17 protein-coding genes are annotated in these 22,909 nt (G+C 64.1%); 14 read left to right on the top strand and 3 right to left on the bottom strand.

The features are described 5' to 3' along the window. Positions 1 to 286 precede the first annotated feature (286 nt). On the bottom strand, positions 287 to 1,324 hold the full coding sequence (locus M2267_RS16700; protein WP_429115580.1) for an Ldh family oxidoreductase: 1,038 nt from the start codon (positions 1,322 to 1,324) through the stop codon (positions 287 to 289). A gap of 156 nt (positions 1,325 to 1,480) precedes the next feature. Between M2267_RS16700 and M2267_RS16695 the strand changes: the two genes are divergently transcribed. The 11 genes from M2267_RS16695 (at position 1,481) to M2267_RS16645 (ending at position 15,453) form a co-directional block, all read left to right on the top strand. Then, complete coding sequence (locus M2267_RS16695) at positions 1,481 to 2,998, top strand: aldehyde dehydrogenase (NADP(+)) (protein WP_429115578.1); 1,518 nt, start codon at positions 1,481 to 1,483, stop codon at positions 2,996 to 2,998. Positions 2,999 to 3,221: 223 nt separating this feature from the next. Beyond that, positions 3,222 to 4,028, top strand: coding sequence for a transporter substrate-binding domain-containing protein (locus M2267_RS16690; protein WP_113540836.1), 807 nt, complete (start codon positions 3,222 to 3,224; stop codon positions 4,026 to 4,028). Positions 4,029 to 4,099: 71 nt separating this feature from the next. Then, positions 4,100 to 4,765 (top strand): amino acid ABC transporter permease, encoded by a 666-nt coding sequence (locus tag M2267_RS16685; RefSeq protein ID WP_104666529.1) that lies wholly within the window; start codon positions 4,100 to 4,102, stop codon positions 4,763 to 4,765. A gap of 13 nt (positions 4,766 to 4,778) precedes the next feature. Beyond that, entirely contained in the window at positions 4,779 to 5,429 is a 651-nt protein-coding gene (locus M2267_RS16680; protein WP_043612988.1) for an amino acid ABC transporter permease, read from the top strand. Further along, positions 5,422 to 6,144 carry an amino acid ABC transporter ATP-binding protein gene (locus M2267_RS16675; RefSeq protein ID WP_429115575.1) on the top strand — a complete coding sequence of 241 codons (723 nt, stop codon included), beginning with the start codon at positions 5,422 to 5,424 and terminating at the stop codon, positions 6,142 to 6,144. The genes M2267_RS16680 and M2267_RS16675 overlap by 8 nt, the downstream gene beginning before the upstream one ends. 7 nt (positions 6,145 to 6,151) lie before the next feature. Continuing rightward, a complete protein-coding gene (locus M2267_RS16670) occupies positions 6,152 to 7,399 on the top strand; it encodes an NAD(P)/FAD-dependent oxidoreductase (protein WP_429115573.1) in 1,248 nt (415 codons plus the stop codon). Positions 7,400 to 7,412: 13 nt separating this feature from the next. After that, positions 7,413 to 8,414, top strand: a complete 1,002-nt coding sequence (locus tag M2267_RS16665; protein ID WP_429115571.1) for a 4-hydroxyproline epimerase — start codon at positions 7,413 to 7,415, stop codon at positions 8,412 to 8,414. Beyond that, entirely contained in the window at positions 8,411 to 10,102 is a 1,692-nt protein-coding gene (locus M2267_RS16660; protein WP_429115570.1) for an aconitase X, read from the top strand. The genes M2267_RS16665 and M2267_RS16660 overlap by 4 nt, the downstream gene beginning before the upstream one ends. 478 nt (positions 10,103 to 10,580) lie before the next feature. After that, positions 10,581 to 12,530: a PrkA family serine protein kinase gene (locus tag M2267_RS16655; protein WP_043613002.1), complete on the top strand. Its 1,950-nt coding sequence runs from the start codon at positions 10,581 to 10,583 to the stop codon at positions 12,528 to 12,530. Between the two features lie 43 nt (positions 12,531 to 12,573). After that, positions 12,574 to 13,893, top strand: coding sequence for a YeaH/YhbH family protein (locus M2267_RS16650; protein ID WP_192450111.1), 1,320 nt, complete (start codon positions 12,574 to 12,576; stop codon positions 13,891 to 13,893). Between the two features lie 12 nt (positions 13,894 to 13,905). Further along, a complete protein-coding gene (locus tag M2267_RS16645; protein ID WP_043621247.1) occupies positions 13,906 to 15,453 on the top strand; it encodes a SpoVR family protein in 1,548 nt (515 codons plus the stop codon). A 122-nt stretch (positions 15,454 to 15,575) separates the two neighbouring features. Here M2267_RS16645 and M2267_RS16640 read toward each other — a convergent pair whose 3' ends face one another. Beyond that, a complete protein-coding gene (locus M2267_RS16640) occupies positions 15,576 to 16,493 on the bottom strand; it encodes a LysR substrate-binding domain-containing protein (protein WP_429115569.1) in 918 nt (305 codons plus the stop codon). 319 nt (positions 16,494 to 16,812) lie between these two features. Here M2267_RS16640 and M2267_RS16635 point away from each other — a divergent pair, with 319 nt between their 5' ends. Beyond that, positions 16,813 to 19,272, top strand: coding sequence for a penicillin-binding protein 1A (locus M2267_RS16635; protein WP_429115910.1), 2,460 nt, complete (start codon positions 16,813 to 16,815; stop codon positions 19,270 to 19,272). Position 19,273: 1 nt separating this feature from the next. Next, on the top strand, positions 19,274 to 21,010 hold the full coding sequence (locus tag M2267_RS16630; RefSeq protein ID WP_429115568.1) for a peptidoglycan D,D-transpeptidase FtsI family protein: 1,737 nt from the start codon (positions 19,274 to 19,276) through the stop codon (positions 21,008 to 21,010). Positions 21,011 to 21,062: 52 nt separating this feature from the next. On the opposite strand, the gene M2267_RS16625 is transcribed toward M2267_RS16630, so the two are convergent. Further along, positions 21,063 to 21,749 (bottom strand): TetR/AcrR family transcriptional regulator, encoded by a 687-nt coding sequence (locus M2267_RS16625; RefSeq protein ID WP_429115566.1) that lies wholly within the window; start codon positions 21,747 to 21,749, stop codon positions 21,063 to 21,065. A gap of 142 nt (positions 21,750 to 21,891) precedes the next feature. On the opposite strand from M2267_RS16625, the gene M2267_RS16620 reads away from it, so the two are divergent. Next, complete coding sequence (locus M2267_RS16620) at positions 21,892 to 22,902, top strand: efflux RND transporter periplasmic adaptor subunit (protein ID WP_429115565.1); 1,011 nt, start codon at positions 21,892 to 21,894, stop codon at positions 22,900 to 22,902. Positions 22,903 to 22,909 lie beyond the last annotated feature (7 nt).

Below are 22,909 nucleotides of genomic sequence, written 5' to 3'. Positions count from 1 at the left end.
TTGGAGGGCCTTTTTTTTGTGTCGACCCTTCAAGACCGCAAGCCGCGTTTGCATCGCAAGCACCAGCCAAGATTTCCCTCATTCCTGTTCCTGTCACAGGTTCCAGCAGGAGAAAGAGCCCGTAGCCCCGATAGACGTCGAGTCACTGGATTCCGGCACGAGCGGGAGGATGAAGAGGGCGAGTGGGGGGCGCCTCTCGCAGAAAAGGCCCTCCGGTTGAGAGGGCCTTCTTTTATCGACGGCGATGGTGGCGCAGCGAAGAAACCGCGGAAAGGTTAGCCGTCGCTTACGCGATGGCATCCAATCCGAGAGCCAGCAAGCGGTCGAGTTGCTCCATTTCGGCGGTATTGAGCACGACGCCCTCGGCCTCCGACTTGGCGCGCGCGACGAAGCGGCGCTGCGACGGCAGGCGAGCGCCCTGGCCGACAATCGCCTCGAACAGCACTTCGGCACGGGCAAAGGGGTCGCCCGGACGGCCGGCGGCGAACTTCTCCGGCGAGAAGGCGACGATCAGTTCGCCGTGGAAGGGTGCCAGCGTCGTCGTGCCGAGATAGTCGAGCACTTCCGGGCTCGTCAGGTCGCCGATCATGATGCCGGCAAGAAGCTCAACCATGGTGCCGATCGCCGAACCCTTGTGTCCGCCGAAGGGCAACATGGCGCCGGCAAGCGCTGCTTCCGGATCGGTCGTCGGATTGCCCTCGGCATCGATCGCCCATCCCTCCGGCAAGGGCTTGCCGGCGCGGCGGTGCAGTTCGATCTCGCCGCGGGCGGCAACCGAAGTCGCGAAGTCGAAGACGTAAGGCGGCTTGTTTTCGCGCGGCCAGCCGAAGGCGAAGGGGTTGGTGCCGAGTAGCGGCTTGTTGCCGCCGGTCGGCGCAACGGTCGCATAGCTTGGGCACATGACGAGGCCGGCAAGCCCCTCGCCGGTCAGGCCTTCCACTTCCGGCCAGAGTGCCGAGAAATGGGTGCAATCATTGATGACGAGCGCAGCAATGCCGAGCGTGCGGGCACGTTCGGCCAGCGCCGGCAGGCCGAGTTCGAAGGCCGGATTGGCGAAACCGCCCTTGGCGTTGACCTTGACGATGGCCGAGCCTTCCTGCGCTTCGAGCTCCGGAACGGCATCTGGCTTCACCTTGCCCGCCTTGACGGTGCGAAGCGCCCCTTCGATGCGGTAGATGCCGTGCGACTTGCAGGCATCGCGCTCGCCGGCGACGATCACCCGGGCCAGTGCACCGGCCTGTATGGCGTTGAGCCCCGCCTTCAAGAAGATCGCCTCGACGCGCTCGAAAAGTGCTGCGATCGTCAGGGTATTGATTTCGCTCATCTCTCTCCCTCTCAAATGCTGCGCCTGATCCGGAAGGGCCAGTCAGGCGATTGATGTTCTGCATACATATAGTATACAAAGATCCGACAAGTGCAATTCAGCCATGATCCCCTCTGCCAGAAAAGGCAATCCGGGATCGAACGAAAGGATCGGCAGATGGCCTTCACCCCCAAAGGAAAACACCTTGTCGCCGGCGAATGGCTCGACGGCGCGGGTACCTTCGCATCCGCACCCGCCCACGGGCCGGTCCATCAGTTCGCCACCGGCACGGTAGAGCTGGTCAACCGCGCCGCCGAAGCGGCCGAAGAAGCGTTCCTGAGCTACGGCTATTCGACCCGCGCCGAGCGCGCTGCCTTCCTGCGCGCCATCGCCGACGAGATTGAAGCACGCGCCGAAGCCATCACCGAGATCGGCACCCAGGAAACCGGCCTGCCGGAAGCGCGTCTCCAGGGCGAACGCGGCCGCACCACCGGCCAGCTCAGGCTTTTTGCCGACCACATCGAAAAGGGCGAATATCTCGACCGCCGTTTCGACGCTGCGCTCCCCGAGCGCCAGCCGGCGCCGCGGCCTGAAATCCGACTGATCCAGCGGCCGATCGGCCCGGTCGCCGTCTTCGGCGCCTCGAACTTCCCGCTGGCCTTCTCGACCGCCGGCGGCGACACGGCTGCCGCCCTTGCTGCTGGCTGCCCCGTGGTCGTCAAGGGCCACTCGGCCCATCCGGGCACCGGTGAAATCGTCGCGCAGGCCGTCGAAGCCGCCATCCGCAAGACCGGCGTCCACCCGGGCGTCTTCTCGCTGATCCAGGGCGGCAACCGCCAGGTCGGCGAAGCGCTTGTCCAGCATCCGCTGGTCAAGGCCGTGGGCTTTACCGGTTCGCTCGCCGGTGGCCGCGCGCTCTTCAATCTCTGCGCTGCGCGTCCGGAGCCGATCCCGTTCTTCGGCGAGCTCGGCTCGGTCAACCCGATGTTCTTGCTGCCGGAAGCCCTGAAGGCACGCGCCGAAGGTCTCGGCCAGGGTTGGGCCGGTTCGTTGACCATGGGTGCCGGCCAGTTCTGCACCAACCCCGGTATCGCCGTGGTTGTCGAAGGCGCCGATGCCGACCGCTTCACGTCAGCTGCCGTCGAAGCGCTCGGCAAGGTCGCGCCGCAGACGATGCTCACCGACGGCATCGCCAAGGCCTATCACGACGGTCAGGCGCGCTTTGAAAGCCGCAACACCGTAAAGCCGCTGCTGACGACCGAATCTTCCGGCCGCTCGGTCTCGCCGAACCTGTTCGAGACATCAGGCGACCAGTTCCTTGCCGACCACGCACTCGGCGAAGAGGTCTTCGGCCCGCTCGGCCTCGTCGTCCGGGTCGGTTCGACCGAAGAGATGGAACAGCTTGCCCGCGGCTTCGAGGGGCAGCTGACCACCACCATCCACATGGATGCGGCCGATCTCGAGACCGCCCGCCGCCTGCGCCCGATCCTCGAGCGCAAGGCCGGCCGCGTGCTGGTCAACGGTTTCCCGACCGGTGTCGAGGTGGTCGATTCGATGGTGCATGGCGGACCCTATCCGGCCTCGACCAACTTCGGCGCAACCAGCGTCGGCACGATGTCGATCCGCCGCTTCCTGCGTCCGGTCGCCTACCAGAACATGCCGGAAGGCCTGCTGCCCGAGGACTTCCAGGGCTAAGGCACCGGCAGACGCTGCGGGTGGCTTGCAGCCCGCAGCCGCAAGACACGACAGATCGCTTCGCAGGCATCCCATTTCGCGAAACAAATGGGATGCCTGCGCGCGTTCTGCGTTATGAACTTATACTTTTTGTATACTAATTGTATTTTTCTATTGATTTGTGCTCTCTAAAACGGAATAGTGCCTCAGCCGTCAAACGGCACTCATTTCAGGGAGAGAGAAAATGAAGACTTCGGTGCTCGCGCTCGGCCTCGTTGCGGCCGCTGCTCTGACCAGCCAGGCCCATGCCGACAAGCTGGATGACGTCATCGGCTCGGGTACGCTGCGTTGCGCAGTGGTGCTCGACTTCCCGCCGATGGGTTCTCGCGACGAGAACAACAACCCGATCGGTTTCGACGTCGACTACTGCAACGATCTCGCAAAGGCCCTCGGCGTCACCGCCGAAATCGTCGAGACCCCGTTCCCGGAGCGTATTCCCGCTCTGATGTCGGGCCGTGTCGACGTCGGCGTTGCCTCGACCTCGGACACGCTTGAGCGTGCAAAGACCGTCGGCATGACGATCCCCTACTTCGCCTTCGAAATGGCCGTAACCGCCAACGACAAGTCGGGCGTCAAGTCCTTCGAAGACATGAAGGGCAAGACCGTCGGCGCGACCGCCGGCACGTTCGAGGCGATCGCGCTCGAAAAGCAGGTCAAGGAATGGGGTGCCGGCGAGTTCCGTCCGTACCAGACCCAGGCAGACGTCTTCCTCGCGCTCAGCCAGGGCCAGATCGACGCCACCGTTTCGACCTCGACGGTCGCCCAGGCCAACGTGAAGGGCGGCAAGTTCGCCGGCATCTCCGTCGTCGGCAAGGCTCCGTTCGACACCGACTACGTCGCGCTCTTCACCAACCGCGAAGAATACGGCTTCATCAACTTCCTCAACCTCTTCATCAACCAGCAGGTCCGCACCGGCCGCTACGCTGAACTTTACGAAAAGTGGGTCGGCGGCGAACTTCCGGACCTTACGGCTAAGGGCGTTTACCGCTAATATGCCGTTTATCTGGCGGCGCGAAGTTTAGCTTCGCGCCGCTATTCGTTTCCGAAGAGGTGAGACGAAACATGTTCAGCTATACGTTTCATTGGAATCAGGCGCTGAAGGCCCTGCCGCAGATGCTCGATGGAGCGCTGGTCACCTTGCAGGTGGCTCTGCTCTCGATGGTCATCGGCCTGGCACTGGCGCTGGCGCTCACAGCCTGCCGCCTGTCGGGCAATCGCATCCTCGGTGGCTTTGCCACCGCCTGGGTCGAAATCGCCCGCAACACGCCGGCGCTGTTCCAGATCTACATGGCGCATTTCGGCCTCGGCAATTTCGGCATCCACTTGAGCCCGTACACGGCGCTGCTCGCGGGGATCGCCTTCAACAATGCCGGCTATCTCGCGGAAAACTTCCGCGGCGCGCTCAAGGCCATTCCGGACACCCAGACACGGGCCGGTCGTTCGCTCGGCATGACCCCGGTCCAGGCCTTCCGCTACATCGTCCTGCCGCAGATGCTGCGCATCGCCTTCCTGCCCGTCACCAACCAGATGGTCTGGGCAATCCTGATGACCTCACTTGGCGTTACCGTCGGCATGAACACCGACCTTGCCGGCATCACCCAGGAACTGAACGCCCGTTCGTTCCGCACCTTCGAATTCTTCGCGATCGCGGCGGTCATCTATTACCTGATCGCCAAAGCCGTGACCCTTGGCGCGCGCCTGCTCGCTGCGCGCATGTTCCGCTACTAAGGAGAGGTGAGAGATGTTCAATACCGCCCTCACCCTCGCTGATCTTGGCTTCCTGTTACAGGGCGCCCTGATGACGCTTGCGGTCACCGCCGTCTCCGTGACGGCCGGCACCGTGCTCGGCATCATCTTCGGCGTCGTGCGCAATCAGGTCGGCCCCTACTGGGCCATGCCGCTCACCTTCGTGCTCGATATCTTCCGCTCCGTGCCGCTCTTGATCCAGCTGGTGCTTGCCAACGCCTTCCAGGCGATCGCCAAGCTCGGCTGGGCGCCGTTCACGACCTCCTGCGTGGTGCTGTCGCTCTATACGGCCGCCTATTGCACCGAGATCGTTCGCGGCGGCATCTCGTCGGTACCGCCGACGACGCGCCGTGCCGCCCGCTCGCTCGGCATGACCTGGTGGCAGGACATGCGCTACATCGTGGCGCCGCTTGCGACCCGCGTTTCGCTTCCGTCCTGGATCGGCCTGACGCTCGGCGTCATGAAGGACTCGGCCCTCGTGCTCTGGCTCGGCCTGATCGAACTCTTGCGCGCCTCGCAGGTTCTCGTCACCCGCCTGCAGGAACCGCTGCTGATCCTTTTGATCTGCGGCGCCATCTACTTCCTCATCAGCTTCCCGATCGCCCGGCTCGGCGGTTACCTTGAAAAACGGTGGTCCAATGATTGAGATCCAGAACGTTCGCAAATCCTTCGGCTCGCTGGAGGTTCTCAAAGGCATCGACCTCACCGTCAACAAGGGCGAGGTGCTGACCATCATCGGTGGCTCCGGTTCCGGAAAATCGACGCTGCTCACCTGCATCAACGGTCTCGAGCCGATCGATTCCGGCCGCATCCTGGTCGACGGCACCGAGGTCCACGCGAAATCGACGAACCTCAACAAGCTGCGCAGCAAGCTTGGCATCGTCTTCCAGCAATTCAATGCTTTCCCGCACCTGACCGTGCTTGAAAACGTCACGCTGGCGCCGCGCAAGGTGCTCGGCCTTTCCAAGGATAAAGCCGAGGAGATCGCCGTCAAGCAGCTCACCCACGTTGGTCTCGGCGAGAAGCTCGGCGTCTACCCGACCCGCATGTCGGGCGGCCAGCAACAGCGCATGGCGATCGCTCGCGCGCTTGCCATGTCGCCGGAATACATGCTGTTCGACGAAGTGACTTCGGCGCTCGACCCACAGCTCGTCGGCGAAGTGCTCGACACGCTGCGCATGCTGGCCTCCGAAGGCATGACGATGATCTGCGTCACCCACGAGATGAAGTTTGCCCGCGAAGTCTCCGACCGCGTCGCCTTCTTCCACAAGGGCGTGATGGCGGAAATCGCCGCACCGGAGGCGCTCTTCGGCGCGCCGAAGGATCCGGAACTCCAGAAGTTCCTGGCAGCGACGCACTGAGCCGATCATGAAGAATGCAGTTCAGCCTGACGTCATCGTCATCGGCGCCGGCGTTGTCGGCCTTTCTGCGGCCATTGCCGCCCAGGCACGGGGACTTTCCGTCACCGTGCTCGACCGGGAAGGCCCGGCAGCAGGTGCCTCGGCGGGCAATGCCGGGGCCTTCGCCTTCACCGACATCCTGCCGCTCGCTTCGCCCGGCATCCTCAAGAAGGCGCCGAAGTGGCTGCTCGACCCGCTCGGCCCTTTGAGCGTACCGCCGGCCTATGCGGCACAGATCGCGCCGTGGATGTTCCGCTTCTGGCGCGCCTGCTCGGCAAGCCGTGTCGCCCATTCGACGACCGCGCAGACGGCGATGATGGACCTCTCCAAGGCCGAGCTCGAACCTTTCCTCGCCGAGACCGGCACCCTGCCGATGCTGCGCAAGGAAGGCAATCTGCAGGTCTATGAAAGCGACGCCGAGCTGAAGGCCTCTCTTCCCGGCTGGACCGCGCGAGCCGAACACGGCATCGAGTTCCGGCACATGGGCGCGGCCGAGATGGCCGAGATCCAGCCTGGTCTCGCATCGCGCTTCACCCATGGCACCTTTACCCCCGGCTGGTATTCGATCGCCGATCCCAAGCTCTACACGCTGGCGCTGGCAGACCATTTCCGCGCCAAGGGCGGCGTGATCGAGCGCGCCGAGGTCACGGCGCTGAAGCCTGTCGAAGGCGGCGTCGAACTGACGGCCGACGGCAAGACCCGGCGGACGGAGCAGGTCGTCCTTTCGGCCGGCGCGTTCTCGCACCAGGTCGCCCGCACGCTTGGCGAGCGCATCCCGCTAGAAACCGAGCGCGGCTACAACACCACCCTGCCGCAGGATGCCTTTGACCTGCGCACCCAGGTCACCTTCGGCGGCCACGGCTTCGTCGTGACGCGGCTTTCGACCGGCATCCGCGTCGGCGGCGCCGTCGAACTCGGCGGACTGAAGTTGCCGCCGAACTTCCGCCGCTCGGAGGCCATGCTGAAGAAGGCGCAGACCTTCCTGCCCGGCTTCAAGAGCGAGGGCGGCGTGCAATGGATGGGTTTCCGCCCGTCGCTGCCCGACAGCCTACCGGCGATCGGCCGCGCCCGCGCCACGGGCCGCGTCGTCTACGCTTTCGGCCACGGCCATCTCGGTCTGACGCAATCGGCCGGCACCGCACGGCTCGTTGCCGACCTGCTCACCGGCCGGCGGCCGGCGATCGACATCAGCTCCTTCTCGCCCCAACGTTTCTGACAGAGTTTAGACCATGGCCAACCACACCTTCTCCTGCATCGACGGCCACACCTGCGGCAATCCGGTCCGCCTCGTTTCCGGCGGTGGGCCGCGGCTTGAAGGCGCCAACATGCTGGAGAAGCGGGCGCATTTCCTGCGCGAATTCGACTGGATCCGCACAGGCCTGATGTTCGAACCGCGCGGCCACGACATGATGTCGGGCTCGATCCTCTATCCGCCGACCCGGCCGGACTGCGACGTGGCGGTGCTCTTCATCGAAACGTCGGGCTGCCTGCCGATGTGCGGCCACGGCACGATCGGCACCATTACCATGGCGATCGAAAACGGCCTGATCACCCCGCGCGAGCCGGGCAAGCTTTCGATCGACGCGCCGGCCGGCAAGGTCGACATCACCTATCGCCAGGAAGGCCGCTTCGTCGAAGAAGTGCGCCTCACCAACGTGCCGGGCTTCCTCTACGCCGAGGGGCTGACGGCCGAGGTCGAGGGTCTCGGCGAGATCGTCGTCGACGTCGCCTACGGTGGCAACTTCTACGCCATCGTCGAGCCGCAGAAAAATTTCCGCGACATGGCCGACCACACCGCCGGCGAACTTGTCGGCTGGAGCCCGAAGCTGCGCGCGGCGCTCAACGCCAAATACGAGTTCGTGCATCCGGAGCACCCGGAAATTCAGGGCCTCAGCCACATCCAGTGGACCGGCAAACCGACAAACGCCGAGGCGCATGCGCGCAATGCCGTTTTCTACGGCGAAAAGGCGATCGACCGCTCGCCCTGCGGCACCGGCACGTCGGCGCGCATGGCCCAGCTTGCCGCCAAGGGCAAGCTCAAGGTCGGCGACGAGTTCGTGCACGAGTCGATCATCGGCTCGCTGTTCAAGGGCCGCGTCGAGGCGGCGACCAAGGTCGCCGACCGTGACGCCATCATTCCCTCGATCGCCGGCTGGGCCCGCATGACCGGCATCAACACGATCTTCATCGATGACCGCGACCCCTTTGCCCATGGATTTGTCGTAAAATGACCCAATCGATCTCCGCCCGCAGCATTCTTTCCGGCTCCGCCGATGGCCCCATCATCGCCACTGAGGAGGCGTTGAGTTTCTGGGGCGGGGTCGATCCGGCAACCGGCCAGGTGATCGACGTGCACCATCCGCTGCACGGCCTCTGTCTGACCGGCGGCATCCTGATGATGCCGTCGAGCCGCGGCTCCTGCACCGGTTCGGGCGTGCTGCTCGACATGGCCCTGACCGGCCGTGCGCCTGCGGCCCTTGTCTTCTCGGAAGCCGAGGACGTGCTGACGCTCGGCGCGCTGATCGCGGCCGAAATGTTCGGAAAATCCCTGCCGGTGCTTCGGCTTTCGCGCGACGCCTTCAAGGCGCTGTCGCAGGCAAAGACCGCGCGTATCAGCGATACGGCAATCGAAGCCGATGGCCTGACAATTCCGGTCGCTCCGCCGGCAACGACAGCGCTCGACCTTTCCGACGACGATCGCGCCATGCTCGACGGTCGTGACGGCATCGCCGTGCAACAGGCAATGCGCATCATCGCGGCGATGGCGGCGCAGCAGGGCGCGGAAAAACTGATCGACGTGGTCCAGGGCCATATCGACGGCTGCATCTATGCGAGCCCCGCCAACCTCACCTTCGCCGAGAAGATGGCGGACATGGGCGCCAAGGTTCGGGTGCCGACGACGATGAACGCGATCTCCGTCGACCGCGCCAACTGGCAGGCACAGGGTGTACCGGAATCGTTCGGCGACCCGGCGGCCAGGCTTGCCGACGCCTATGTACGCATGGGCTGCCGCCCGACCTTCACCTGCTCACCCTATCTGCTCGACAGCGCGCCGAAGTCCGGCGAAGCCATTGCCTGGGCGGAATCGAACGCCGTCATCTTCGCCAACACCGTGCTTGGCGCGCGTACGGCGAAGCACCCCGATTTTCTCGACCTCTGCATCGCGCTGACCGGTCGCGCACCGCTTTCGGGCGTCTATCTCGACGCGCCGCGCAAGGCGACGCGCGTCATCGACGTGGAGCTGCCTGACAATATCGACGATGCCTTCTGGCCGTTGATCGGCTATCTCGCCGGCAAGGCCGCGCCCGACCGCATTCCGCTGTTGCGCGGTCTTGCATCGGCACGCCCGTCGCGTGACGACCTCAAGGCGCTTTGCGCCGCCTTCGGCACCACGTCTGCATCGCCGATGCTGCATGTGGAGGGCGTGACCCCGGAAGCGGAAAGCGCCGCGGCTAAGGATGCCGACCGCACGACGATCACCCGCGCCGACATGGCCGCTGCCTGGTCGCTCCTGAACGACGGTCCGGAGGAGGTCGAACTCGTTGCCATCGGCAGCCCGCATGCGTCGCTCGAGGAATGCCGCGCGCTGGCCACAGCCTTCGACGGCCGCAAGCGCGATAGCAACGTCGCCGTCATCGTCACCGCCGGACGAGACGCGATTGCCGCCGCGCGCGACGAAGGTCTGCTTGCCCGCCTTGAAGAAAACGGCATCCAGGTGCTGCCGGATCTTTGCTGGTGCTCGATTTCGGAGCCGGTATTCCCGACGAAGACACGGGCACTGATGACCAATTCCGGCAAATATGCCCATTACGGCCCCGGTCTTTCCGGCCGCGCCGTGCGCTTCAGCAACCTTGCCGATTGCGTCGAGGCAGCGCTTACCGGACGTGTTCCGGCGCGCCTGCCGGCCTGGCTCGCCTAACGCCTTTCCCCCTCGCTCAAGCGCTGCTGCGTGGCGGCGCTATCGAGCACGCCCATGCCGAAGCACGGGCCGCCATCGCCCCGCCGGTGTCGAAGACAACTTATCCATGGTTGCAGCGCCGGGCGTCGGCGATGTCGGGGCCGCCACCATGGGCGACGCGGCCCTGGCCACCCATGTTCGCCGCCTTGGCGAACCCGGCGGCGGCTGACGCAACCGAACGTGGCGCCGACACAGAAAACGCCCGGTCACACGCGGCGCCAAGCGCGCTCGCGCCCGCCTCCAACGCCGCGTGACCGCCGCTTCGATCAGGTTTTCGTGATGCCGCAGTCACGATTTTTCATTCATTGAAACAACCCCTTCGAGAATCACGAGAAAGCGAGTACTCTGAAGGAACATTGCGCATGGGACGCCGTTTATTCGAATGAGCGAGCCGATAAGCAGCGATCCCCGTCTCAGCCAGCGGCCGCGGGAGAGCATGATGCAAAAGAGCGAATGCGACGTTTTTGATCTCTTCTCGGAGATCTATACAAGTGCAGCGCAAGAAGAAATCAGCCTTCAAGAATACCTTCTGGCATGTCGTGACGACAAAAGCATGTATGCCACCGCGCAGGAGCGGATGGTTACAGCCATAGGTAATCCAACCCTCATCGATACCAGCGCGGACGAACGTCTCGGCCGCATCTTCTCAAACCGGACCGTCAAGATCTATCCATCCTTCGCCGACTTCTACGGCATGGAGGATACGATCGAGCGCATCGTCGGCTACTTCCGCTATGCAGCGCAAGGGCTGGAGGAGCGCAAGCAGATCCTCTACCTCCTCGGCCCGGTCGGCGGCGGCAAGTCTTCGCTCGCCGAGCGCCTGAAAAAACTGATGGAACTTCAGCCGATCTACACGCTGGCGGTCGGCGGCAAGGTCAGCCCAGTCTTTGAATCGCCGCTCGGCCTCTTCCATCCCGACCGCATGGCCGATCTGCTCGAAGACAAATACGGCATCGGCCGACGCCGGCTGACCGGCCTCATCTCGCCCTGGGCGACGAAGCGGCTCGACGAAGTCGATGGCGACATCTCGAAATTCAGCGTCGTCAAGCTGATGCCGTCGCGGCTGCGCCAGGTGGCGATCGCCAAGACCGAGCCCGGCGACGAGAACAATCAGGACGTTTCCTCGCTGGTCGGCAAGGTCGACATCCGCCAGCTCGAAAACTACAGCCAGGCCGATCCCGACGCCTATTCCTATAGCGGCGGCCTCAACCGCACGACGCAGGGCCTGCTCGAATTCGTCGAGATGTTCAAGGCGCCGATCAAGGTGCTGCATCCGCTTTTGACGGCAACCCAGGAAGGCAACTACAACGGCACCGAAAGCTTCGGCGGCTTCCCCTATCAGGGCATCGTCGTTGCGCATTCCAACGAGTCCGAGTGGCTGCAGTTCAAGAACAACAAGAACAACGAGGCCTTCCTCGACCGCATCCTCGTGGTCAAGGTGCCGTACTGCCTGCGCGTCACCGAAGAGCGGCAGATCTACGAGAAGCTTTTGCGCGAAAGCGAGCTGACCAAGAGCCCCTGCGCACCGGAAGTGCTGGAAAGCCTCAGCCGCTTCACCGTTTCCACCCGCCTTGCCCGTCACGAGAACTCGCCGCTCTATACCAAGATGCGGGTCTATGACGGCGAGAACCTGAAGGACACCGATCCCAAGGCGAAGTCCGTTCAGGAATATCGCGACGCCGCCGGCGTCGACGAGGGCATGACCGGCATCAGCACCCGCTTCGCCTTCAAGGTTCTGTCGGAAACCTTCAACTACGACACCAAGGAGGTCGCGGCCGATCCCGTGCACCTCATGTACATTCTGGAGCAGGCGATCCGCCGCGAGCAGTTCCCGAAGGAGACGGAAGCGAGCTACCTCGACTTCATCAAGTCCGAACTGGCCTCGCGCTACGCCGAATTCATCGGCCACGAAATCCAGAAGGCCTATCTGGAAAGCTACAGCGAATACGGCCAGAACCTGTTCGACCGTTACATCGCCTATGCCGACGCCTGGCTCGAAGATCAGGACTTCAAGGATCCGGATACCGGACAGATCCTCAACCGGGAGATCCTCGACAGCGAGCTGTCGCAGATCGAAAAGCCGGCCGGCATCGCCAATCCCAAGGACTTCCGCAACGAGGTCGTCAAGTTCACCCTGCGCGCCCGCGCCAAGAACCATGGGAAGAACCCCTCCTGGACGAGCTACGAAAAGCTTCGCGACGTGATCGAGAAGCGCATGTTCGGCCAGGTCGAGGACCTGCTTCCGGTCATCAGCTTCGGCTCGAAGAAGGACAGCGCATCCGAAAAGCAACACGCCGAGTTCGTCCAACGCATGACGGAACGCGGCTACACGGAGCGTCAGGTCCGACGGCTGGTCGACTGGTACATGCGGGTCAACAAGGCGGGCTGACGATGCCGAAACAGGGGATTGGGCCGAAGCAGGGGATTGGTATATGCCGAATTTCATCGACCGGCGGCTCAATCCGAAGGATAAGAGCCTCGGCAATCGACAGCGCTTTCTGAAGCGGGCCCGCGAAGAGCTCAAGCGGGTTATCAAGGATCAGGTCAAGTCGGACAGGATCATCGACGTCGACGCCGCCCATGGCGTGCCGATGCCGACCGATGGTGCCAGCGAGCCCACGTTCCAGCCGTCCCGCGGCTCCGGCGAACGCAACTACGTTCTTCCCGGCAACAAGGAGTTTTCGGCAGGCGACCGCCTGCCGAAACCGGAAGCGGGCGGCGGTGGCGGCGGCAAGGGCAAGCCCGGCACCGGCGAAAGCGACGATGATTTCCAGTTCATCCTGTCGCGTGAGGAAGTGCTGGACCTCTTCTTCGAGGATCTGGAGCTTCCTGACATGGTCAAGCTCAGCCTCAAGGAAACCGTTACCTTCAAGCCCCGCCGTGCCGGCTTCGCCACGGCGGGAACGCCGACGAACATCAATGTCGGGCGCACGATGCGCAACAGTTTCGGGCGGCGCCTGGCGCTGCACCGGCCGAAGGAGAAGGAACTGACCGCGGTCACCGACGAGATCGCGCAACTGGAAGCGGAACCGGAGCCGACGGCGAAGAGCCGACAGAGGCTCAAGGAACTGCGGGGCGAGTTGGAAAGGATCGAGAAGAAACGGCGGCGCATCCCTTACGTCGATCCGGTCGACATCCGCTTCAACCGCTTCGAGCAGCAGCCGCTGCCGAACGCCAACGCCGTGATGTTCTGCCTGATGGACGTCTCGGCCTCCATGGGCGAGCGCGAGAAGGACCTCGCCAAGCGCTTCTTCGTGCTTCTGCACCTGTTTTTGAAGCGGCGCTACGAACGCATCGACATCGTCTTCATCCGCCATACGGACGAGGCGCGCGAAGTCGACGAAGAGACCTTCTTCTACAGCACCCAGAGCGGCGGCACGATCGTATCGACCGCGCTCGAAGAGATGATCAGGATCGTCGAGGATCGCTACCCCTCGCAGATCTGGAACATCTATGCGGCCCAGGCGTCCGACGGCGACAACATCATCGGCGACAGCGAACACTGTGCGGCCCTGCTCAGGGAAAAGCTGACGAAGCTCTGCCAGTACTATGCCTATGTCGAAATCATCGACGAGCGCGAGACGGAAATCTTCGGCTCGACGGACAACGGCACCGCGCTCTGGCGCGCCTATCGCACGGTGGACGGCGAGAAGTCGAATTTCCAGATGACCCGGATTGCCAAACCCGCCGACATCTACCCGGTCTTCCGCAGGCTTTTTGCCCGGCAGCCGGCCGTACGCACCCGGAAATGAGGGGGAGACCGGATGGCACGACGCACGACCTCAGGTCTCCTGTTCCAGGGGTCCGACTGGAATTTTGCGACGCTATCGCGTGCCTATGACGCGATCGAGCAGGTCGCCATCGAGGAAATGGGCCTCAGCGTCTACCCGAACCAGCTGGAGATCATCACCTCCGAACAGATGCTCGACGCCTATTCCTCCGTCGGCATGCCGCTCATGTACCAGCACTGGTCCTTCGGCAAGCGCTTTGCCTATGAGGAGCATCACTACCGCAAGGGCCACCGCGGTCTTGCCTATGAGCTGGTGATCAATTCCAATCCCTGCATCACCTATCTCATGGAAGAAAACACCATGGCGATGCAGGCGCTCGTGACCGCGCATGCCGCCTTCGGCCATAACCACTTCTTCAAGAACAACTATCTCTTCCGCCAGTGGACCGATGCCGGCGCGATCCTCAGCTACATGGATTTCGCCAAGAAATACGTGACCAAATGCGAGGAGCGCCACGGCACTGCCGCCGTCGAAGCGATCCTCGATTCCGCCCACGCACTGATGGACCAGGGCGTCTTCCGCTACCGCCGCCCGCCGCGCCTCTCCTCGGAGAAGGTGCGCGAGAGGGCGCGCGAACGGCTGGAATATGAGGAGCAGACCTATAGCGACCTCTGGCGAACGCTGCCGCAGGTCGCCGAGAACCGCGATCCGGCCGAGGCCGAGCGCGACGCCTCCGAGCGCAAAAAGGTGCTCAACCTGCCGGAAGAGAACCTGCTCTATTTCCTCGAAAAGCACAGCCTGATCCTGGAGCCCTGGCAGCGGGAACTGCTCAGGATCGTGCGCGTCATCGCGCAGTATTTTTCACCGCAGCGCCAGACGAAAGTCATGAACGAGGGCTGCGCCACCTTCGTGCATTACACCATCATCAACCGCCTCTACGACCAGGGCAGGATCGGCGAAGGCCATATGCTGGAGCTGTTGCAGAGCCATTCCAACGTCGTCTTCCAGCCGGATTTCGACGACCGCCGCTATCCCGGCATCAACCCGTACGCACTCGGCTTTGCGATGATGCAGGACATCCAGCGGATTGCCACCGAGCCGACAGAGGAAGACCGCGACTGGTTCCCCTCCTTTGCCGGCAACGGCGACTGGATGGAAACGCTGCGTGACGCCTGGGCGAACCATCGCGACGAGTCCTTCATCCTGCAGTATCTGAGCCCGGCGGTGATGCGCAAGTTCCGGCTGTTCCAGCTCTCCGACCGATCTTCGGACCGCTTCGTCGAAGTTGCCTCGATCCACAACGAGCGCGGCTATTCCGCCGTTCGTTCAGCGCTCGCCAACAGCTACGACGTTGCCGCCAACCAGCCGGACATCCAGGTGATGGACGTCGATCTGCTCGGTGACCGGCAATTGCGGCTGCAGCACAACGTCAAGCACGGCATCCTGCTCGACGAGGGCAGTCGTGACGCGACGATGCGCCATATCCGCCATCTCTGGGGCTACGAGGTGAGCCTTGCCGGCGTCGACGCGCAAAGCGGACGGACGGTGTACGAGTGCTCGACGGCCAAATCGTCCGAGTGAGCCGTGTCCGCGACCATCACTAGAATTCGTGGCAGACATTAGAATTATTAGGCCAACGAGACACACCGTCACGCAGCGCACGCGTGGCACATCCTGCGGTATCACATCCCGGTGGCGGACGTTTAGCCTGCGATAACGTCCGGCGTGGCGGGCAAAGCCGCCTCTTCCTGCTCGGCCGCCGCTGCGAGCCAATCGTGGAAGGCGGTCATCGCCGGCGTCACGGGACGCGATTTCAAACGCGTCAGCCAGTAGCTTCCCATCGAGGTATGAACGTCGAAGGGCTGGCGCATGGTGCCGTTCGACAGCAGCCGCGAGAACATCAGCGGCGGCGCCAGCGCCACGCCGATCCCCTGGGCAGCTGCCTCCATCATCGCCAGCGAACTATCGAAGACGATGCCCTTGAGCAGCGGCGCCGGATAGGCGATGCCCGCTGCATCGAACCAGGTCACCCACTCGTCGGCCCGGTAGGACCGAAGCAGCGTCTCGTCGAGCAGATCGGCCGGCGTCGTCAGCCGCTCGGCGATCTCGGGGATGCAAAGCACGGATAAAGGCGCCTCGAAGAGCCGCGTCGCCTCGATATTGTGCCAGGAGCCACCGCCGAAACGGATGGCGAAATCGAGGCCCTCGGCCGCCATGTCGACACGGTTGTTGTTGGTGGAAAGACGAACGTCGACAAAGGGATACTTCGCCTGGAAGTCGGCGAGCCGCGGCAGCAGCCAGCCGACCGCAAACGTACCGACGGCGCCGATCATCAGCACTTCGCGGATATGCCCGGCCTCGAAGCGGTCGAGCATGTCCGCCATCCGGTCGAAGCTATCGCGCAGGACCGGCAGCAGCGCCTCGCCCTCGGCCGTGATCATCAGCCCGCGCGGCAGCCGCTTGAACAGGGTCACGTTCAGGCGGCTTTCGAGAAGCTTGACCTGATGGCTGACCGCGGCTTGCGTAACGCAGAGCTCGATCGCCGCGCGGGTAAAGCTCAGATGCCGCGCCGAGGCTTCGAAAGCGCGCAGCGCATTGAGCGGAAGATATGGCCTGACCATGAATGCCCTAACTCACCTAATGGGTCTTGCAAATAAACGTGGTTTGTTGCGCAAGCACAATCCCTTTACGGTGAACTTTATCGGCGGTGCGTGCCGTTGCCCGGCAGCCGCCAACTCAGGAAAGGCGCGGTCAACCGCGCCGCTTTCGGAGACCCGATCCATGCACTGTTTCATCTGGCCCTAGCGGCCGCTGGCACCGTCGCCGAGCCAACGTCCGCGGACGTAGGCGTACTCCAATATTCCGCTCCGCATGCGCTTCCCGCCGCACGAACGCCCGTGCCGGCGACGCTGCCTGCCGCCTTGAAGGTCCGCTCTGCGCATTATGAAGTTCGTCGCAAATCTGCTCGGCACATGCCTCAACCTTACTGTCGTCGTCGCGCTCGCTTCCGCCGCGCTCGTCGCAGCCCTGACGCGGCACCTGCCCGATCACCGCACGCTCGCCAATTGGGAGCCGGCGGTGACCAGTCGTCTCTATGCCGCCGACGGCACGATGGTCGCGGAACTCGCGCGGGAGCGCCGGCTGTTCCTGCCCATCGCCACCATCCCCGCGCGCGTGCGCCAGGCATTCCTCTCCGCCGAGGACAAGAACTTCTACACCCATCCCGGCATCGACGTTGCGAGCATCGGCACGGCGCTCTTTGCCAATCTCGCCAACTACGGCTCCGGTCGCCGCATGATCGGCGGCTCGACGATCACGCAGCAGATCGCCAAGAATTTCCTGCTGACGTCGGACCGGACTGTGGAGCGCAAGCTGCGTGAGGCGATCCTTTCGCTGCGGATCGACCAGACCTATTCCAAGGATCGCATCCTCGAACTTTATCTCAACGACATCTATCTCGGGCGCGGTGCCTATGGCGTGGCGCAGGCGGCGCTCACCTATTTCGACAAGCCGGTCAGCGAACTCTCGGTCGCGGAGGCAGCCTTCCTCGCAGCCCTGCCGAAGGCGCCCAACAATTACGACCCGGACCGCCAGGCGGACCGGGCAACCGGCCGCCGCAACTGGGTGATCGACCAGATGCGGCAGAACGGCGTCATCGACGCCGCGGCCGCCGCCAAGGCATCCGCCACCCCGCTCGGCGTCAAGCGACGCCAGCAATCGCCCGCGGTCGCAAGTTCCGATTATTTCACCGAGGACGTCCGCCGCCAGCTCAACGCCCGGTACGGCGAGGCCGCCCTTTATACGGCCGGCTTCTCGGTACGAACGACACTCGATCCGCGATTGCAGGCGGCGGCCATGGCGGCATTGCGCAAGGGCCTCGTCGCCTATGATCAGGCGAAGGGCTACCGCGGCCCCGTCACCCGGCTGCCCTCGACCGGAAACTGGGCGGCGACACTCACCAAGCTGCAGCCGCTTGCCGACGTGCCGGAATGGCGGCTCGGCGTGGTGCTGGCGACCGACAAGGATGGAGTAGAGATCGGGCTAAGACCTCCGGCTGCGGTACGAAGCGGGGCACTTGGCACCGATGAGACGATCCGCCTTGGCCGGCCCGGCATGGCCTGGGCGCTCTGCCGCTCGGCCAAGACAAAGCGGGGCTGCGCCGCGGGACCGGACGGGGTTCTTGCGCCCGGCGACGTCGTCTATGTGGAAAAGGTGGGCGACGGCTATGCACTTCGGCAGCCGCCGCTCGTGCAGGGCGCGCTCGTCTCGATGGACCCGAACACCGGCCGGGTGCTCGCAGTTGCCGGTGGTTTTTCCTATGCCCAGTCGGAGTTCAACCGCGCAACCCAGGCCTATCGCCAGCCGGGTTCGTCGTTCAAGCCCTTCGTCTATGCCGCCGCCCTCGACAACGGCTATGCGCCGACGACGCTGGTGATGGATGCGCCGATCGCCCTTGCCGATGGCGCCGGGCGGATGTGGAAGCCGAAGAACTACGACGGGCGCTTCAGCGGTCCCTCGACGCTGCGCGTCGGGCTCGAAAACAGCCGCAACCTGATGACCGTGCGCCTTGCGCGCCATCTCGGCATGGATCTGGTCGCCGACTATGGCAAGCGTTTCGGCATCTATGACGAGCTGAAGCCTTACCTGCCGATGTCGCTCGGCGCCGGCGAGACGACGCTGCTCAGGCTGGTCTCGGCCTATGCCGTCATCGCCAACGGCGGCAAGGCCGTGACGCCTTCGATGGTCGATCGCATCCAGGATCGTTACGGCCGCACGATCTTTCGCCACGACCAGCGCAAATGCGACGCTTGCGCCGCCTCCGACTGGACCGGCCAGGAAGAGCCCATGCCCGTGGACGACCGCGACTATGTACTCGATCCGATGACCGCCTATCAGGTGACCTCGATGCTGCGCGGCGTTGTCGAGCGTGGCACCGCCCGAAACGTCGGCGCGCTCGGCGTGCCGATCGCCGGCAAGACCGGCACCACCAATGACGAGAAGGACGTCTGGTTCGTCGGCTACACGCCTAATGTCGTCACCGGGGTCTTCCTCGGCTACGACACGCCGAAGCCGATGGGCTATGGCGAAACCGGCGGTGGCCTTGCCGCCCCCATCTTCATCGACTTCATGAAGGTGGCGCTTGCGGGACGGCCGGCGGCCGATTTCCACGCGCCAACGGGCATGACGGTCGAGGCGATCGACCGGAAGAGCGGCCAGCCGGTGCCGGCGGGCACCCCGGGCGCCATTCTCGAATCCTTCAAGCCGGGCACTGCGCCCTGCACCGGCGGCTGCCCGGTCATCGACGGCTTCGAGACGGCGAGCACAACGGCCACCGCCGATGCGGACCTTACGCCCGAACAGCGCGAAAAACTTCTCACCAACAGCAGCGGACTTTATTGAGATGGCACGCAAGGTTCAGCCCCGGCCGGATCCCCGCGGTCGCCTTCTCCTCGTCATCGGCGCCTTCGCGCTCGTCTTCGGCCTCATGCTCGCGCGGCTTGTCCAGCTGGGTGTCGCCGACTACGAGCGCACCGGCTACATACCGCCGCCGCCATCGCTTGGCCGCCCCTCGATCCTTGACCGCAACGGCAATCTGCTGGCGATCGACGTTCCGAGTTCCGGGCTCTATGCCGAGCCTCGGCTGATCGTCGATGTCGACGAGACGGTCGAGAAACTGACCGAGATCTTTCCTGATCTCGACGGGCGCGACCTCTATCGACGCCTGAAGAGCGGTGCGGCCTTTGCCTGGATCAAGCGCCAGGTAACGCCAGCCGAAGAGCAGGCCGTCTGGAACGCCGGCCTTCCGGCGATCGGTTTCCAGCGCGAGAAGCAGCGCTTTTATCCCAACGGGACGCTCGCCGCCCATGTGCTCGGCACCGTCGATATCGACAATATCGGCATCGCCGGGATCGAGCGCTGGATCGAGGGCCAGGGGCTGGAGGTGCTGCGCCAGAGCGGCATGGATCTCTCCCATCGCAATCTCGAGCCGGTCAGCACGACGCTCGATATTCGCATCCAGCACGCGCTCGAGGTCGAGCTGCGCAAGGCGATCGCCAAGTTCAGCGCCAAGGCCGGCGCCGGGCTGGTGCTCGACGTCACCAATGGCGAGATCCTGGCGCTCGTTTCTTACCCGGATTTCGACCCGAACCTGCCTGTCGATGCGCTGAAGCCCGACCGCATCAACCGCATCGCCGCCGCCACCTTCGAAATGGGCTCGACCTTCAAGGCACTAACGACGGCCATGGCGCTCGATTCCGGCCAGTTCACGCTTCGCTCCGTCGTCGACGCCAGCAAGCCGCTTGCCTTCGGCCGCTTCCGCATCAACGACTACCGCGGCCAGCATCGACCGCTGACGGTGCCGGAAGCCTTCATCTATTCCTCGAACATCTCGATGGCGAAGATGGCGATCGCCGTCGGCCCAGAAAACCTGCGGGCATTCCTGACGCGCTTCGGGCAGATGTCGCGGCTGACGACGGAACTGCCGGAAAGCGCCCATCCGCAATTGCCGCGGCGCTGGGGCGAGATCGACACGGCCACCGCGTCCTACGGTCACGGCATCGCCGTGACACCGCTGCAGGCGAGCATCGCGGTGGCGGCGCTGGTCAACGGCGGGCGTCTCATAAGGCCGACGCTGATCAAGGCCGCGGCGCTCGACGACCGCATCATCGCGCGCGATCTGATCAAGCCGGAGACCGGCGAGGCGCTGCGCTATCTCCTGCGGCTCAACGCCAAGACCGGCTCGGCAAAGAAGGCGGAGGTCAAAGGCTACTTCATCGGCGGCAAGACCGGCACGGCCGAAAAGGTGGTTGGCGGGCGCTACTCGAAGGAATTGAACATCACCTCCTTCATGGGCGTCGTTCCCGTCGACAATCCGCGCTACCTGCTTCTCACCTTGCTCGACGAGCCCAAGGGTCTGAAAGAAACCTACGGCTTCCGCACCTCCGGCTGGAATGCAGCACCGCTCGGCGGCGCGGTGTTCGAACGGATCCTGCCGATGCTCGCCCTCATGCCCGATTTCGAGATCGCCGATGTCAGCTTCCCCGAGATCAGCACCCAGGGCGCCTTCGGCTCGCAGCTCTTTCCATCACCGAAGAGCACGGGCGAGCGCAACAGCGGCGCGATCGACGGAGCGCTTTGATCCCTGTGGCTGCGGCAGGCGATGACGCGCGAGCCGGCTACCGAACCGTCGGCTATGCCTCCAGGAAAGCGCGGGAGAAACCCGGCTCGGTCACTTCGATCGTTCCATCCGGAAGCTTCAGAAAGCGTTCGATGGCGGTGCCGTAGGTCCGCATCCAGCCGTCGAGCATTGCAGCCGCGCCGTCGAGGTCGCCGGCCTCCTGCCGCTGCAAAGCCTTGTGCATCACCTTGGCGACGCTCAGCCGCAGTTGCAGCAGCATCAGGGCGGACGCTTCCGGATCGGGTGCATCGAGCGTTCCGTCCGCATGCCCACGCCGCAGCATCTCGGCGACCAGCGGCAGGCTGACGGCCATCAGCGCCTCGTCGATACGGTGATAGAGCGCGACGTTTTCCGGCTTGAAGAGCGCGTTGAAGCTGTTCTTCAACTGCGGCGCCATGTCCAGTTTCAGCCGCCGCGAGCCGGCGAAAAGCGCGTTCAGCTGTCCGACCGCATCCAGCGCGGGGTCTTCGAAAAGCGGCTGCAATTCCCTAAGGTTCCGCTCAGCCAGGCGGGTCGCGACCGCCTCCAGCAGTGCCTCCTTCGAGACGAAATAATGGTAGAAGGCGCCCTTGGAGACGTTGGCTTCACGGATGACGTCGTTGACCGTCGTGTTCTCGTAGCCGTGCAGGAAGAACAAACGCTCGGCGCAATCGATCAACTCGTTCGATCGGACTTCCGGCGATTTCTTCGTTCTGACCATGAGCGCTCCCAGAACGGCGGCTTAGCATGGGTTTGCGGCGCGGTCCACGACACTTCCGAACCAGAGTAATCCGCTGGCTTGAAACAAACCGACCGTCGGTCTATTTATACAGAACGGATTGGAAGCCTTCAAGGAGCGTCTCGTGCGGCTCACTCGTTATGCAGTCGGAGCGGCCGTTGTCGTCGCCGTCGGTGCGGCAAGCGCCTGGTATTTACTTCGCCCGGTTCCCGTCTCCGTCATTTCGCCGAACCGCGGCGATGCGGCGGAGATCATCTATGCCGATGGCGTGGTGGAGCCGCGCACCTGGGCAAAAGTCACGCCGACTGTCGCCGAGCGCATCGTCGAGCAGTGCAATTGCGAGGGCCAGCGTGTCGCCAAGGGCGACGTGCTCGCCCGTCTCGACGATACCGAGGCACGGGCGGCGCTTGGCGAACTGCAGGCGCGGCTGACGCTGGCGCAGGAGGAATATCGCCGCAAGCTGGCGCTCGCCGAGCGCAGCACGATCAGCGAACAGGAGGTCGACCGGGCGCGCAGCGAACTCGGCCAGCTCGAAGCGCTCGTTGCCGGCCGCCAGGCGCGGCTCGCGACCTATGTGCTGCGCGCACCGAGCGCCGGACAGGTGCTCCGGCAGGACGGCGAGATCGGCGAGGTCGCGGACCTCGGCACGGTACTCTTCTGGGTCGGGGAGCCGAAACCGCTGATCGTGACCGCCGACGTCAACGAAGAGGATATCCCACGCGTCGAAGTCGGCCAGGAGGCGCTGCTCCGATCGGATGCCTTCCCCGATCGCAAGCTGGAAGCCACGGTCGACAGCATCACGCCCAAGGGTGACCCGGTGACGAAAACCTATCGCGTGCGCTTTCGACTGCCCGACGACACGCCACTTCGGATCGGCATGTCGACCGACGTGAACATCATCGTGCGGGTCGCAAAGGGCGCCTTGATCATCCCGACCGTGGCGCTGGAGGGAACGAAGGCCGCGGTGATCGACCGCAACCGCGCCCAGATCCGTGAACTGAAAACGGGCATCCGCGGCGCCGACGGCGTCGAGATCCTCTCCGGCCTCGAAGACGACGCGCTTGTCGTTTCACCCTTCCCGACCGGCCTTGCCGACGGCACGCGGGTGAAGGCCACCCCTGCCCCAGAGAAATGAGCCCGCC

The sequence above is a fragment of the Ensifer sp. KUDG1 genome (assembly GCF_050434285.1).
Classification (GTDB): domain Bacteria; phylum Pseudomonadota; class Alphaproteobacteria; order Rhizobiales; family Rhizobiaceae; genus Ensifer.
Note: the sequence above shows the minus strand (reverse complement) of the source record. Positions and strands in the feature narration are given on the sequence as shown.